The 13,658-nt window shown below is 59.4% G+C and carries 15 protein-coding genes; 9 read left to right on the plus strand and 6 right to left on the minus strand.

The window, feature by feature from the left end; all coding sequences use genetic code 11:
• Positions 1–13: 13 nt before the first annotated feature.
• Positions 14–958 carry a LysR family transcriptional regulator gene (locus ACZZ0A_RS12385; protein ID WP_463543177.1) on the minus strand — a complete coding sequence of 315 codons (945 nt, stop codon included), beginning with the start codon at positions 956–958 and terminating at the stop codon, positions 14–16.
• A gap of 115 nt (positions 959–1,073) precedes the next feature.
• Between ACZZ0A_RS12385 and ACZZ0A_RS12390 the strand changes: the two genes are divergently transcribed.
• The 7 genes from ACZZ0A_RS12390 to phnE all read left to right on the plus strand — a co-directional run bounded on the left by ACZZ0A_RS12390 (position 1,074) and on the right by phnE (position 6,199).
• Positions 1,074–1,475, plus strand: a complete 402-nt coding sequence (locus tag ACZZ0A_RS12390) for a RidA family protein (protein ID WP_007919094.1) — start codon at positions 1,074–1,076, stop codon at positions 1,473–1,475.
• 73 nt (positions 1,476–1,548) lie between these two features.
• Positions 1,549–2,106 (plus strand): helix-turn-helix transcriptional regulator, encoded by a 558-nt coding sequence (locus tag ACZZ0A_RS12395; RefSeq protein ID WP_123376860.1) that lies wholly within the window; start codon positions 1,549–1,551, stop codon positions 2,104–2,106.
• 75 nt (positions 2,107–2,181) lie between these two features.
• Positions 2,182–2,754 carry an HD domain-containing protein gene (locus ACZZ0A_RS12400; protein ID WP_463543178.1) on the plus strand — a complete coding sequence of 191 codons (573 nt, stop codon included), beginning with the start codon at positions 2,182–2,184 and terminating at the stop codon, positions 2,752–2,754.
• 205 nt (positions 2,755–2,959) lie between these two features.
• Positions 2,960–3,823 carry a putative selenate ABC transporter substrate-binding protein gene (locus ACZZ0A_RS12405; protein WP_095111994.1) on the plus strand — a complete coding sequence of 288 codons (864 nt, stop codon included), beginning with the start codon at positions 2,960–2,962 and terminating at the stop codon, positions 3,821–3,823.
• On the plus strand, positions 3,820–4,617 hold the full coding sequence (locus ACZZ0A_RS12410; RefSeq protein WP_463543179.1) for a phosphonate ABC transporter ATP-binding protein: 798 nt from the start codon (positions 3,820–3,822) through the stop codon (positions 4,615–4,617). The genes ACZZ0A_RS12405 and ACZZ0A_RS12410 overlap by 4 nt, the downstream gene beginning before the upstream one ends.
• Positions 4,611–5,435, plus strand: a complete 825-nt coding sequence (locus ACZZ0A_RS12415) for a PhnE/PtxC family ABC transporter permease (protein WP_463543180.1) — start codon at positions 4,611–4,613, stop codon at positions 5,433–5,435. The genes ACZZ0A_RS12410 and ACZZ0A_RS12415 overlap by 7 nt, the downstream gene beginning before the upstream one ends.
• Complete coding sequence (gene phnE / locus ACZZ0A_RS12420) at positions 5,432–6,199, plus strand: phosphonate ABC transporter, permease protein PhnE (protein ID WP_463543181.1); 768 nt, start codon at positions 5,432–5,434, stop codon at positions 6,197–6,199. Before ACZZ0A_RS12415 ends, phnE begins: the two co-directional genes overlap by 4 nt.
• A gap of 51 nt (positions 6,200–6,250) precedes the next feature.
• On the opposite strand, the gene ACZZ0A_RS12425 is transcribed toward phnE, so the two are convergent.
• From ACZZ0A_RS12425 to ACZZ0A_RS12435, 3 genes are read right to left on the minus strand one after another with little or no spacing between them, the layout of a single operon-like run.
• Positions 6,251–6,661 carry a hypothetical protein gene (locus ACZZ0A_RS12425; protein ID WP_007919113.1) on the minus strand — a complete coding sequence of 137 codons (411 nt, stop codon included), beginning with the start codon at positions 6,659–6,661 and terminating at the stop codon, positions 6,251–6,253.
• Between the two features lie 4 nt (positions 6,662–6,665).
• Complete coding sequence (locus ACZZ0A_RS12430; protein ID WP_007919115.1) at positions 6,666–7,598, minus strand: hypothetical protein; 933 nt, start codon at positions 7,596–7,598, stop codon at positions 6,666–6,668.
• A gap of 16 nt (positions 7,599–7,614) precedes the next feature.
• Positions 7,615–7,887, minus strand: a complete 273-nt coding sequence (locus ACZZ0A_RS12435) for a YkgJ family cysteine cluster protein (protein WP_338010061.1) — start codon at positions 7,885–7,887, stop codon at positions 7,615–7,617.
• 331 nt (positions 7,888–8,218) lie between these two features.
• On the opposite strand from ACZZ0A_RS12435, the gene ACZZ0A_RS12440 reads away from it, so the two are divergent.
• Together ACZZ0A_RS12440 and ACZZ0A_RS12445 are read left to right on the plus strand one after the other, a co-directional pair.
• Positions 8,219–9,898: an MFS transporter gene (locus ACZZ0A_RS12440; RefSeq protein ID WP_414894441.1), complete on the plus strand. Its 1,680-nt coding sequence runs from the start codon at positions 8,219–8,221 to the stop codon at positions 9,896–9,898.
• 118 nt (positions 9,899–10,016) lie between these two features.
• On the plus strand, positions 10,017–10,232 hold the full coding sequence (locus ACZZ0A_RS12445) for a hypothetical protein (protein ID WP_150652879.1): 216 nt from the start codon (positions 10,017–10,019) through the stop codon (positions 10,230–10,232).
• 633 nt (positions 10,233–10,865) lie between these two features.
• Here ACZZ0A_RS12445 and ACZZ0A_RS12450 read toward each other — a convergent pair.
• Positions 10,866–11,636: a DUF72 domain-containing protein gene (locus tag ACZZ0A_RS12450; protein ID WP_463543182.1), complete on the minus strand. Its 771-nt coding sequence runs from the start codon at positions 11,634–11,636 to the stop codon at positions 10,866–10,868.
• A gap of 159 nt (positions 11,637–11,795) precedes the next feature.
• Positions 11,796–13,583, minus strand: coding sequence for a thiamine pyrophosphate-requiring protein (locus ACZZ0A_RS12455; RefSeq protein WP_463543183.1), 1,788 nt, complete (start codon positions 13,581–13,583; stop codon positions 11,796–11,798).
• Positions 13,584–13,658: the final 75 nt, after the last annotated feature.

Here is a 13,658-nt window from a genome sequence, read left to right on the forward strand (position 1 = left end):
AATGGCGTCAGAGTCAATCACCTGTCGTTGATCGCAACCCCAGCCTATCGATCACCGGGTCATGCTGCGCCATCACCTCGACAATCCAGTCGATGAACACTCGCAGTTTCAGGCTGACATGGCGGTTCGGTGGATACGCGATGTAGAGCGGCATCGACTCGAGTTTCCAGTCCTCGAACAGCGGCATCAGTTCGCCGCGCGCCTCGTGTTCGGCAGACATGTATTTGGGCAGCCATAGCACGCCCAAGCCCGCCAGACCTGCCGCGAGGTAGGCATTACCATCATCGACCGCGAGCACGTGGCGGCCTTTGATTTGCAGGTTTTCACTGGCATTGTGCAACGCATACGGCACTGGTTTGCCGGTGCGTGCCCAGAGGAAACCGACTACGCGATGATGGCTGTCTTCCAGCTCCCGTGGATGCGCAGGTGTGCCCGCCCGCGCCAGGTATTGCGGCGCGGCAAACACGCCCAACTGCAGGTCGGCGACCTTGCGCGCCATCAGCGACAAGTCCATAAGTTCGCCACCGCGCACCACGCAATCAACATTCTCATCAATGATGTCGACGATGCGGTCGCTGACGCCCATGTCGATCTGGATATCCGGATAACGCGCGTGAAACTCAGGCAGGGCCGGCACCAGAATCAACCGTGCCAGCGGACTCGGGACGTCCACGCGCAGTCGGCCCTTGGGCATCGCCGCCGCGCCGGGCAGGCTGGTTTCGGCGTCGTCCATATCCGCCAGTAACTTGATCACCCGCTCGTAATAAACCGCGCCATCGGCGGTGACGTTGACCTTGCGCGTGGTGCGGTTGAGCAGTTTGACCCGCAGCCGTGCCTCCAACTGTTGAACCAGTTGCGTCACGGTGGTTTTGCTCATGTGCAGGGTTTCTGCCGCTTTGGTGAAACTCCCCGCCTCGACCACCCGGGCAAAGGCTTGCATTGCGTCAAAACGGTCCAAGGTGCGCCCTCGATTGTTTGGATTTCACAAACAGTGAACGCCAAGCTTGCGCGTTTATCGCCTGTCTGCAAATACCTACAGTGGCTCCATCAACTCAAATGAAGGAGACACTCCCATGACTCAGCGCGATGTTGTTTTCCCACCCGCACGCCGCACCCTCTATGAGCGGCATCGATACTCGCCAGCCATTCGCTCCAACGGTTTTCTGTTTGTCTCGGGACAGGTCGGCAGCACCGAGGACGGCACGCCCGAGCCGGACCTGAAAAACCAGGTGCGTCAGGCTTTCACTAACCTCAATGCAATCCTTGAGGAGGCCGGTGGCAGCTTCGATGACGTGGTCGATGTCACCGTGTTTATCGTTGACCCCCAGTCGAAATTCGAGACGATCTGGGATGTGGTGCTGACCGAGTTCTGGGGCGAGGCGCCGCATCCGACGGTAACGGCTGTTGGTGTGACGTGGCTGTATGGGTTTGATTTCGAGATCAAGGTCATTGCCAGACTGCCCGAAGCAGTCTGATCGTCAGATCGATTTGCAGCAGGGGTCGGCAGTCTTCAGACTGGCGGCCCTTTAGATTTTTCCGACATCCATCATGTCAGTTTCATTGCTCAAATCTGCCCTCCCCGGCATCGCCCTGCGTCGTTGGCGCTTGTTGCATCGCGTCAAGCAAAGCCATGCCGCGCAGATGTTCAACGTCACCCAATCGACTATTTCCCGTTGGGAAAGTGGCGTGCTGGCGCTGGATCCGGCTGCGCATCTACAGCTTGAGCAATTGCTGGCCGCGCGTCTCGACACGGCAGCCGATCAGGCTCTCGCCCGTCTGGTGCGCGAAAGCACGCGACCGGTGCATCTGGTCTGTGACCTCACCCACCGCTTGCTGGCCTGCTCCCCGGCACGTGCCGCGCAGTTCGCCAGCCCGTTGAGCCAATTGCTCGGGCAATCGTTGTGGCGTTTCGTGACGCCGGAAATCGCCAGCAACGAACTCGCACTCGACGCCCTCGGCTGGCGCGAACTGCAGGCGCCACCGGCGCTGGAATTTGTCACCGGCAACAACGACTCCGACCTCGTGCCAATCCGCCAGAGCCTGTGCCGCTGGACCCGCATTCCGTTGTCCGACGGCACGGCGGCGCGGCTGGTCGAGACGCTTTGAACGCATATTTTATGCGTGGACGCTCAACCCCACCGGCTCTAGGCTTGCCTCTCGGCACCACAACCGGGCAAGTTCATGGACCTCGAAAAAATCAGCGGACGCCTTGAATTTCTGCGTGAAGCGGAAAAACTCAAGGACGTTCTCCGAAGCGCACACACCTCAAGCGGCCGCACCGAAAGCACCGCCGAACACAGCTGGCGCCTGTGCCTGATGGCGATGGTTTTCGCCGATGAACTGGTCGGACTCGACCTGCTGAAAGTGCTCAAGATGTGCGTGATTCACGACTTGGGCGAAGCGATCAACGGCGACATCCCGGCAGTCGATCAGGCCGCGTTCCCCGACAAGGCTGAGCAGGAGCGTAATGACCTTCTGCTGCTCACCCGCTCGCTTGATGAGGCGCTGAGAAACGAGATTCTTGCGTTGTGGGACGACTACGAACATGCCCGGTCAACCGAAGCCAAAGCGGTCAAGGCACTGGATAAACTGGAAACCCTGTTGCAACACACTCAGGGCCAGAACCCGGCGGACTTCGACTACCGCTTCAATCTGACCTACGGCAAAAAGCACACCAGTGCCGCACCGGTTTTCGCTGCACTGCGCGCCCTCATCGATCAGGACACTCAGGCAAGAATTCAACAAGCGAAGTGAACTCGTCGCGTCCGGCATCGCCCGCGCCCCGGCGAACAATACGATCAACGCTCGCCTGCAAGGGTTGGCCGGCTTACAAATCCACATCTGTTGATGCTGGTCTTTGATGCCTTGAGTGCGTATAACCTCGCCGTTTCGTCTACCCTGAGTTTGCGCCTCACGTCGCCACTTCAGCCCTTTTGACGCTCACGAAACGGAGATTCCCATGCTCAAACGAACCCTGGCACTGACCGCCGGCCTGGCGCTGTCCTTTTCTGCCCTTGTGACCCACGCCGCCGACGTTTTGCGGGTCAGCGCGATTCCCGATGAAGCGCCGACCGAACTGCTGCGCAAATTCGAGCCGCTGGGTGCCTATCTGGAGCAGCAACTGGGCATGAAGGTGCAGTTCGTGCCGGTGGCCGATTACCCGGCAGTGGTTGAAGCCCTCGCGACTGATCGCCTCGACATGGCCTGGCTCGGCGGTTTTACCTTTGTGCAGGCGCGTTTGAAGACTGATGCAACGACGCCGGTGATTCCGCTGGTACAACGCGAACAGGATGCGCAGTTCACCAGCAAATTCATCACTGCTGACCCGAACGTTAAGAGCCTCGCCGACTTGAAGGGCAAGACCTTCGCCTTCGGTTCGGTATCGTCCACTTCCGGCAGTCTGATGCCGCGTTACTTCATGCTGAAAAACGACAACATCAAGCCTGAAGCGTATTTCAGCCGTGTCGCCTACTCCGGCGCGCACGATGCCACCGTAGCCTGGGTGCAGGCCGGCAAGGTCGACGCCGGTGTACTGAACGCCAGCGTCTGGCAAAAACTGGTGGATGCCGGCAAGGTCGACACCAACAAGGTCAAAGTCTTCGCCACCACCCCGACCTACTTCGATTACAACTGGACCGTGCGCGGCACCCTCGACCCGGCACTGGCGGCGAAAATCAAGAAAGCCTTCCTCGATCTGGACCCGGCCAACCCGGAGCAGAAAAAGATTCTTGATCTGCAGGCCGCCAGCCGTTTCATCGACACCAAGCCCGAGAACTACAAGGGCATCGAGGAAGCCGCCCGCGCCGCCGAATTGCTGAAATGACCCTGAGCCTCAACCAGGGCCACCTGCGCCACGCCAATGGAGTCGACGCCCTGCGCGGTGTCGATTTGCAGATTGGCGTTGGCGAACAGGTCGCCATCATTGGCCCGTCCGGGGCCGGAAAATCGAGTTTGCTCAACCTGCTGGCCACCGCGTTGCGGCCCAGCAGCGGTGAAATTGAAGTGTTGGGTGAACGCGCCTGGCACTTGTCCGCCCGCCAACGCCAACGCCTGCGTGCGCGAATCGGTCTGGTGCATCAGGCACCGCCGTTGCCCCCACGTCAGCGTGTGGTGACGGCGGTACTGGCCGGCAAGCTCGGCCAGTGGAGCCTGGGCAAAAGTCTTTTGAATTTGTTGCATCCGCTGGATGTGGCCGGTGCACGCGCGGCGTTGGCGCGGCTGGATCTGGGCGACAAATTGTTCGCCCATTGTCAGCAACTGTCTGGCGGTCAGCTGCAACGTGTCGGCATCGCTCGCGTGTTGTATCAGGCGCCGGAAATCCTCTTGGCCGACGAACCGGTGTCAGCCATGGATCCGGTGATGGCCGGGCACACGCTGTCGATCCTATCGCGGCACGCCCGCGAACATAACGTCACGCTGGTGGCGAGCCTGCATGCGGTGGATCTGGCGCTGTCGCACTTCCCGCGAATCATCGGTCTGCGCGACGGGCAGATTCTGTTCGACAGCGCCTCTGATCAAGTCAGCCACGAGATGCTCGACGCGCTGTACGCCAACGAAAAACTGCAATCGCCGACCGCTGCGGTGGCGCCTTTGACTGTGCAGATTCCACGATGCTGAAAGCCGATTCACGCGATCCCGCGGCGTGGCCACGGCTGCTGCTGACGCTATTGGCGATTGCCTTGCTGTGGCCGGGCATTCAGCTCAGCGAGTTGAATCTGGGCGTGCTGCTGCCCGACAGCCAGAATGAAATGGGCCGTTTTGTCGCGCAATTCTGGCCACCGGCGCACGACGAAGCGTTTCTGCAGTTACTGCTCAAAGCCACCCTGCAGACCCTGGCCATCGCCACTGCTGGCATGGCATTGGCGTTGGTCTTGGCGATACCGGCAGGCCTGCTTGCCAGCCGCGCGCTGTCGCTGTCCGCCGCTTCACGCGGTGGAGTGCCAAGCCGACTGGGGCGTCTGTTGCGCTGGCCGGTGCGCGGACTGTTGATTTTCCTGCGCAGCGTGCCGGAAATCGTCTGGGCGCTGCTGTTTGTGCGCGCCGTAGGGTTGGGGCCGGCAGCCGGTGTGCTGGCCATCGCCATCACCTACAGCGGCATGCTCGGCAAGGTCTACGCGGAGATTTTCGAATCCACCGACCAGCGCCCGGCGCACGCGTTGTTGCAGGCCGGCAGCGGCCGACTGGCGGCGTTTGCTTACGGCACGTTACCCAATGTCGCGTCGGAGCTGCTTTCCTACACGGTTTATCGCTGGGAATGCGCGATCCGTGCGTCAGTGGTGATGGGCTTTGTCGGCGCCGGAGGTTTGGGTCAGCAGATCGATCTGTCGATCCGCATGTTCGCCGGCGGTGAAGTCGCCAGTATTCTGCTGTGCTTTCTGATTCTGGTGCTGGCCGCCGATCAACTCAGCCGCTTGTTGCGCTGGAGGCTGACATGAATCGCCTGATCAACCTGCTGCTGATCGCCGGCATCGCGCTGGCAGTGGTTGCTTCCTTCGCTTATCTGGGGCTGGATCTCGGTGAACTGGGCAGCGCCACCAGTCTCAAGCAGATGGGCGCGTATGTGCAGCGTTTTCTCAGTCCGGATTTGAGCGCCGATTACCTCAAGGCCATCTTCCACGGTTCGTTGGAAACGTTGGCCATGTCGGCCCTCGGCACGCTACTCGCGGCGGTGTTCGGCATCGTTCTCGCCCTGCCCGCCGCCGGGCGCTTTGGCTGGCCGCTGCAAAGTGCCTCGCGCCTGTTGCTCAATGCCTTGCGGGCGATTCCGGAACTGGTCTGGGCCGCACTGATGGTGCTTGCCGCCGGCCTCGGCCCGAACGCCGGCACCCTCGCCCTCGCCCTGCACACCACCGGCGTGCTCGGCCGCTTGTTCGCCGAGGCACTGGAAAATACGCCGCCGCAACCGGCCGAAGCCATTCGTTTGCAGGGTGGCAACCCGATTCTTGCGTTCTGCTACGGCACACTGCCGAACCTGGCGCCGCAGTTGCTCGCCTACATTCTGTATCGCTGGGAAAACAACATCCGCATGGCCAGCGTACTGGGTTTTGTCGGCGCCGGCGGGCTTGGGCAGATGCTCTATGTCAGCCTCAGCCTGTTTCAGGAAGCGCAAGCGAGCACGGTGATTCTGGCGATGCTGGTGCTGGTGTTTGTGGTCGACTGGCTGAGTGCGTGGAGTCGTCAGCGTTGGGTCAAGGCGTGAGTATGAATGATAACCGGCGCCTTATTCGGCGCCGGCCTGACGAGACTTCAGTCAGATCTCGATGGTTTTCACCTCGGGGTTATACATTGCCCCGATAATTTCCCGTGCGCCTGCCAGTGGAGACTCTTTGGTAATACTGACGATCGCGCCAATCGACGAACTGATCAACTCACTATTGCCGCTGGCAATACCTTTATCCAACGCCTCAAAGAATCCGCTTATGGTCGTGGCTCTCTCCTTGAACATCCCCGAGAGATACTGCTCCAGCACTTTGCGTTGACCCTCGATTCTGGCCAACTGCGTTTCTTTATAAGCATTGATTTCCGTTCGTTTGGTTTCTTCGACCTCGGAAATTTTCTTGTACTCGGACCAGGCCGACACGAGCATTTTAAAAGACTCGCCGGCGGTATCAGCCGGGTTGACGGGGAGCTTTCCTACCAGGCCTGCAATTTCATTTTTCATGGTCTTAGTCCAGGGTCAGAATGCCGGAGAGTGTGCGCTTGATGTCTTTAGTGGCGCCGCCGTCATCGGCAATGATCGCTACATCCAGGACCTTCTTGAGCCCTACTCCCAAGGCCAGCATTTGTTCGAATGCGACGGGGTCATTATCGTTATCGACTTTGACCTGCTCGAAACGTACGACTAACTCATTGATGGTGTTGGTGATTTCCTTGGCATTGGAGCGAACGCCTTTGAGTGTGGTCTTGACCACCTCCATATTGGCAATCGCCGTGGCAACCTCCGCGTCATACTGGTGTGCCTTGGTCAGTGCTTCTTCCGCCTTGCTGGCCATCATGAAACCGCCAATGGCCAGCGCCGGACCCAGCACAATCCCCCCCAACGCCAACATACCGCCTGCCATGCCAAAACCGCCTGCACTGAGAGCCCCACCGCCAAGCCAGGCCAGCGTGGCATTGGTGGCCGCAACGCCTGAAAGTCCGGAAATCGCGGCCCCGGTGGAGGCGCTCGCCAGAGCACCGACCGAACCGTAGGCACCGATCGCGGCCAATGCGCCACCGCCGATACCGGAAGCAAGACCCTTTTCAATTTCCAAAGAGTTGAGTACGAGCTTTTCGTAATCCTTGAGTTCTTCGATCGTCAGGTCTTCGTTAAACCCTTTCAGCGTGCTTTTGGCGTTCTTTTGTTTCTTGATCGCTTCGACCAGGTATTTGATCTGGTGGGTAAACGTGTGAACCTTCAACTCACCCAGCGCTTCCAACTCGCCTTGAGTCTCTTTGCGAGACTTGTCGAGGCTTTTGGAAGCCTTGTTGTATTGGGCCTCGGCCTCTTCGCCAATCTCCTTGGCTTTATCGAAGTTGCCCGATGCCTGAACCCCCTTCACGACGCCTGTAGCCGCCAGTGCAGCCGCTGCACCCCACAAAATAAACGGTAATGGCATTTCAGATCCCTCTCGATTAATTAGCGACAACAATCAAATTCTGCTGCTGCATTTCCTTACAGGCGTGAGCGTTTGCAGCATGGTAGTCCTCAAGGCGCATCGTCCCCGCCAGATGCTGATCGTAGAAATCATCAATCCGGCAGATCAGCGGCCTCGTATCGTAAATACGGCACAGGTGGGTGCTTTCTTCGAAATTGACGCACACACCATCTCCCCTGTCCAAAGAGGCATAGAGGGGTGATTTATCAAGGTTTCTGCAGCACAGACCGCACTTAGTGCAAGGAAACATGATGACTTTTGAGTAGCGATCCTTTGCTCATCCTTCACTTCCTGTGTTCGTCATTGGCACATGGCCGGGGAGAAGTGAGGTGAAAGATAGCTCAGTGCCATCATTGCGTCTATCTTCACCGCAAACTTCTCAGCCGCCTCAGACGTAAAGGTCTGCGGGTGGATATCTGGCAAAAGCTGATTATGCTTCAGGAAACCTTGCAGCCATGCGAGGCGGTCAGACTGTGCAAGTTTCACGCGAAAGCAATGGCGGTATTTGCCACAAGGCCAGAGTGCGATAAGCAGTAACGGGGGACTCCGGCCTTCAACAATAAGCACGACGGAGAACACCCATGGCCACAATCGACACAGCATCCACCGGCAGTCCACCGCGCAGCGGCGGCATCACCAAAGAGGAGCGCAAGGTTATCTTCGCCTCGTCCCTCGGTACGGTTTTCGAGTGGTACGACTTTTATCTCTACGGCTCACTGGCGGCGATCATCGCCAAGCACTTCTTCGCCGGCGTCAACGAAACCACCGCGTTCATTTTTGCCCTGCTCGCCTTTGCCGCCGGCTTCGCGGTGCGGCCGTTCGGGGCGATTGTGTTCGGCCGGCTCGGCGACATGATTGGGCGCAAACACACCTTCCTCATCACCATTGTCATCATGGGTGTGTCGACAGCGATCGTCGGTATTTTGCCCGGCTACGCGACCATCGGTGTCGCTGCCCCGGTCATCCTGATTACCCTGCGCCTGCTGCAGGGTCTGGCGCTGGGTGGCGAGTATGGCGGCGCCGCGACTTACGTGGCCGAGCACGCGCCGCGCAACAAACGCGGGTTCTTCACCTCGTGGATTCAAACCACCGCAACCCTCGGCCTGTTTCTGTCGTTGCTGGTGATCCTCGCCTGCCGCACCGCGCTGGGCACTGAAGCCTTCGAGGCGTGGGGCTGGCGGATTCCATTCCTGCTGTCGATCCTGCTGTTGATCGTCTCGGTGTACATCCGCCTGCAACTGAGCGAGTCGCCGGTGTTCCAGAAAATGAAGGCTGAAGGCAAGGCGTCGAAGGCGCCGCTGACCGAGTCCTTCGCGCGCTGGGACAATCTCAAAGTAGTGATCATGTCGCTGCTCGGCGGCACTGCCGGGCAAGCGGTGGTCTGGTACACCGGACAGTTTTACGCGTTGTTCTTTCTGTTGCAGACACTGAAGATCGACCCGCAAACTGCCAACCTGTTGATCGCCGGCTCACTGCTGATTGGCACGCCGTTCTTCGTGATTTTCGGCAGCCTCTCCGACCGCATCGGGCGCAAGCCGATCATCATGGTCGGCTGCATGCTGGCGGCGCTGACCTACTTCCCGATCTTCCACGCGCTGACCCAGTACGGTAACCCCGACGTGTTCATCGCTCAGGAGAAGAACCCGGTCAAAGTGATCGCCAACCCCGATCAATGCTCGTTCCAGTTCGACCCGGTGGGCAAGGCCAAATTCACCAGCTCCTGCGACCTGGCCAAGACCCTGCTGGCAAAACGCGCGATACCGTATGAGAACGTGATCGCCGAACCCGGCACCGTCGCGCAAGTGCGCATCGGCGACAAAGTGGTCGAAAGTTTTGAAGGCAGCGCCCTGCCGGCCGCTGACTTCAAGGCTCGCAACGATGCGTTCACCGCGACCCTCGGCAGCGCACTCAAGGAGGCCGGTTATCCGGAGAAAGCCGATCCGGCGAAAACCAATTACCCGATGGTGCTGCTCCTGCTCACCGTGCTGGTGATCTACGTGACCATGGTCTACGGCCCGATTGCGGCGTGGCTGGTCGAGCTGTTCCCGACCCGCATTCGCTACACCTCGATGTCGCTGCCCTATCACATCGGCAACGGCTGGTTCGGTGGCTTCCTGCCGACCGTGGCGTTTGCCATGGTCGCCGCGACCGGGGACATCTATTACGGCTTGTGGTACCCGATCGTGATTGCGGTGATGACGGCGATACTCGGTACGTTCTTCCTGCCGGAAACCAAGGATCGCGACATTCTCAAAGACTGAACACCGTCAGCGCGCCCTCTCCAACGCGGGAGGGCGCCATTCGGCACTACCCGGCAAAAATATCGAACGCCTGCCGCACAGCCTGCCTCCAATGTTTACACCCCTGGAGGTCACCAACATGAACAGTGACGATAAAACCCCCAACGCCCCGCCAACCGACACGTCTGGCAAACCGGTGAATGTGGTCGAGCGCGATCTTGAAGACCGGGACGATGACACCGAAGCCGTGGATAAGGTCATCACACCCTCGTCCACGAGAGTGAAGGAGCAGGACGCCGAGACGCTGCAGCGCAAGATCGATGAGATAGAGCGCAAAGTGGCCGATGGTAATTAGTGGTTTTGCAGGCGATCGCGACAGTCTGTTCGATCTACCCCCTCACCCCAGCCCTCTCCCCGAAGGGGCGAGGGGGAAAGGGAGCCGATTTGTGCGCTTTTCAAATCTTGCGTTCAACTCGGCATTTCAAGTCGGCGTTACTTGCATGAACACCTCGGTAAGTCCCCTCTCCCCCAAGGGCGAGGGGGAAAGGGAGTCGATTTGTGCGCTTTTCAAATCTTGCGTTCAACTCGGTATTTCAAGTCGGCGTTACTTGCACAAACACCTCGGTCAGTCCCCTCTCCCCCAAGGGCGAGGGGGAAAGGGAGCCGATTTGTGCGCTTTTCAAATCTTGCGTTCAACTCGGCATTTCAAGTCGGCGTTACTTGCATGAACACCTCGGTAAGTCCCCTCTCCCCCAAGGGCGAGGGGGAAAGGGAGTCGATTTGTGCGCTTTTCAAATCTTGCGTTCAACTCGGTATTTCAAGTCGGCGTTACTTGCATGAACACCTCGGTAAGTCCCCTCTCCCCCAAGGGCGAGGGGGAAAGGGAGTCGATTTGTGCGCTTTTCAAATCTTGCGTTCAACTCGGTATTTCAAGTCGGCGTTACTTGCACAAATACCTAGGTCAGTCCCCTCTCCCTCTGGGAGAGGGCTAGGGTGAGGGCTTCTTCGCCAGGTTGAGTTTCACGGCCGCACATTCCTGCTCCCAATCGGCCGTCAGTGTGGCCAGCGTCAAGGCGTTGCCCAGCGCTGCGCCGCTGGCGGTGTTGTCGAATATGCACCAGGTCGCAGCACCTGCTGCGGCCGCTGATTGCAGAGCTTGTGCGAGGTCTAGCAGATACGTTGAATCGTAGGCGCTGTGGTAAATGCGCGGTGAGCCGTGCAGGCGCCAATACCGGGTTCCCCCCCAGCCACTGGGCGCAGCATCATTGCTGATGCGCGAGGGATCGACGGTTGTTTGGGCGATCTGCCAAGTCATCAACATCGGCTCAGCGATGATCCACGATTCATGCCGTGGCTCGAGCACCACAGGGCCGCAGAAGCGCTGACGCAGTATCTTAAAAAAGGCTTCGGCGATGGTGGCGTCGAACGCCAGTGATGGCGGCAATTGCACAAGCAAGCAACCGAGACGCTCGCCTAACCCGCCGCACTCAGCCAGAAACTTGTCCAACGCTGCCTCACATCCCGCCAGGCGTAATTCATGGGTGATGTGTTTGGGCATTTTCACCGAAAAGCGAAAGGCCTCCGGTACGCCATCGGCCCAACGTTCGTAGGTTTGCCGGCGATGGGGACGGTAGAACGAGCTGTTGATTTCCACGCAGTTGAGGCGCGAAGCGTAGCGCTGCAACTGCGAGCCTTCCACCGGAAATGCCGGCCAATGCTCGCGCCCCAGACTCCAACCTGCACAGCCCACGAAAATCATCAACTTACCTCTTGTCGTGCCCACTCGATCGGTGATCGTTCCCACGCTCTGCGTGGGAATGTTGCCCGTGACGCTCCGCGTCACTGGACGCTCCGCGTCCCTAGAGGCGTTCCCACGCAGAGCGTGGGAACGATCAACAGTTGCCTGTCGATTAACCGGTTACTTTTTTCCGGGCAACACCGCGCCGAGTACTTGCTTCGCGGTCTGCACGATCACCCCGGCCTCATCCGGATCGCCCTTGAGCAGCGTCGTGGCGAATTTCTTCGCCTGCTCAAGTTTGATGTGCGGTGGCAGCGGCGGCACATTCGGATCAGTCTTGAACTCGATCAACACCGGCACCTCCGAGGCCAGTGCCTGCTCCCAGGCAGCGGCGACGTCTTCTTCGCGATCGACAAAAATGCCCTTCAGGCCAATGGAGATGGCGAACAAGTGGTAAGGCACATCGGGGATGCTTTGCGAAGCTTCGAATTTCGGATCACCCTCCATCACCCGCTGCTCCCACGTGACCTGATTAAGGTCCTCGTTGTTGAACACCGCGCAGATCCATTTCGGGCTCGCCCACTGTCGCCAGTATTTGGCGACGGTAATCAGCTCGGCCATGTTGTTCATCTGCATCGCGCCATCGCCCACCAGCGCGATGACTGCACGTTCGGGATAGGCGAACTTGGCGGCAATCGCGTAAGGCACAGCGGCGCCCATGGACGCCAGCCCACCGGACAATGAACACTGCATGCCACGGCGAATCTTCAGATCACGGGCAAACCAGTTGGCGCACGAGCCGGAGTCGCTGGTGATGATTGCCTGATCGGGCAGGCGCGGTGACAGCTCATACACCACCCTTTGCGGGTTGACCGGGTCAGCCTTGGCCATCGCACGTCTTTCCAGGGTTTTCTCCCAGCTACCGCGCCAGCCTTCGACTTTCTTGCGCCACTTGCCAGAGGTTTTCTGCTCAAGCAGCGGCAACAACGCCGCGAGTGTTTCCGCCGAGTCGCCAACCAGATTGACCTCCATCGGGTAGCGCAGGCTGAGCATGTCGGGCTGCAAATCGATTTGTACGCCCCGCGCCTGGCCTTCCTTGGGCAGAAACTCCGCATAGGGAAAACCCGAACCGATCATCAGCAAAGTGTCGCATTCGCTCATCAGCTTGTAGCTTGGCTCGGTGCCGAGCAGGCCGATGCTGCCGGTGACCCAAGGCAGATCGTCGGGTAACGCGGCCTTGCCTAAAAGAGCCTTGGCGACGCCCGCGCCGAGTTTTTCGGCCACCGCGATGACTTGATCGGTCGCCTGCAAAGCCCCCGCGCCAACCAGAATCGCGACCTTCTCGCCCGCGTTCAAAACGTCAGCGGCACGCTGCAGATCCACGTCATAAGGCAACACTTTGGGTTTCGTGTAACCCACCCCGGAATGCGCGGTGCCATGCGCGCGTGCCGGTGCTTCGTATTTCAGCTCCTGCAAATCGTTAGGCAGAATCAGCGCGGTTACCCGGCGTTCGCCCACGGCCGTGCGCACGGCCCGGTCGAGCAGATGCCGCACCTGTGAAGGCGCCGACGCCTGCTGCACAAAGGCCCCGGCGACATCCTTGAACATCGACACCAGATCCAGCTCTTGCTGGTAGTGACTGCCCAGCGCCGTGCGTGCCTGCTGGCCGACAATGGCCAACACTGGCATGTGGTCCATGCGCGCATCGTAAAGGCCGGTGATCAGGTGCGAGGCGCCTGGGCCGGAAGTGGCAATGCACACGCCCAGCTCACCGGTGAACTTGGCGTGTGCCGAGGCCATGAACGCAGCCATCTCTTCATGGCGCGCCTGGACGAATTCGATTTTTCCCTTGGCCCGACTGAGCGCGCCGAACACGCCGTTGATGCCGTCACCCGGGTAACCAAAAATCCGCGTAACGCCCCATTGGCTGAGCCGCTCGACCAGAAAATCTCCCACTGTCATCGTCATCTCGATCCTCGTCTTTCTCCGCTGCATGGAGCTGTCCCGGCAGCACATCCGCCGGGAGGTGTAAGGGTCTGGACA

The organism is Pseudomonas sp. AC242 (assembly GCF_979258655.1).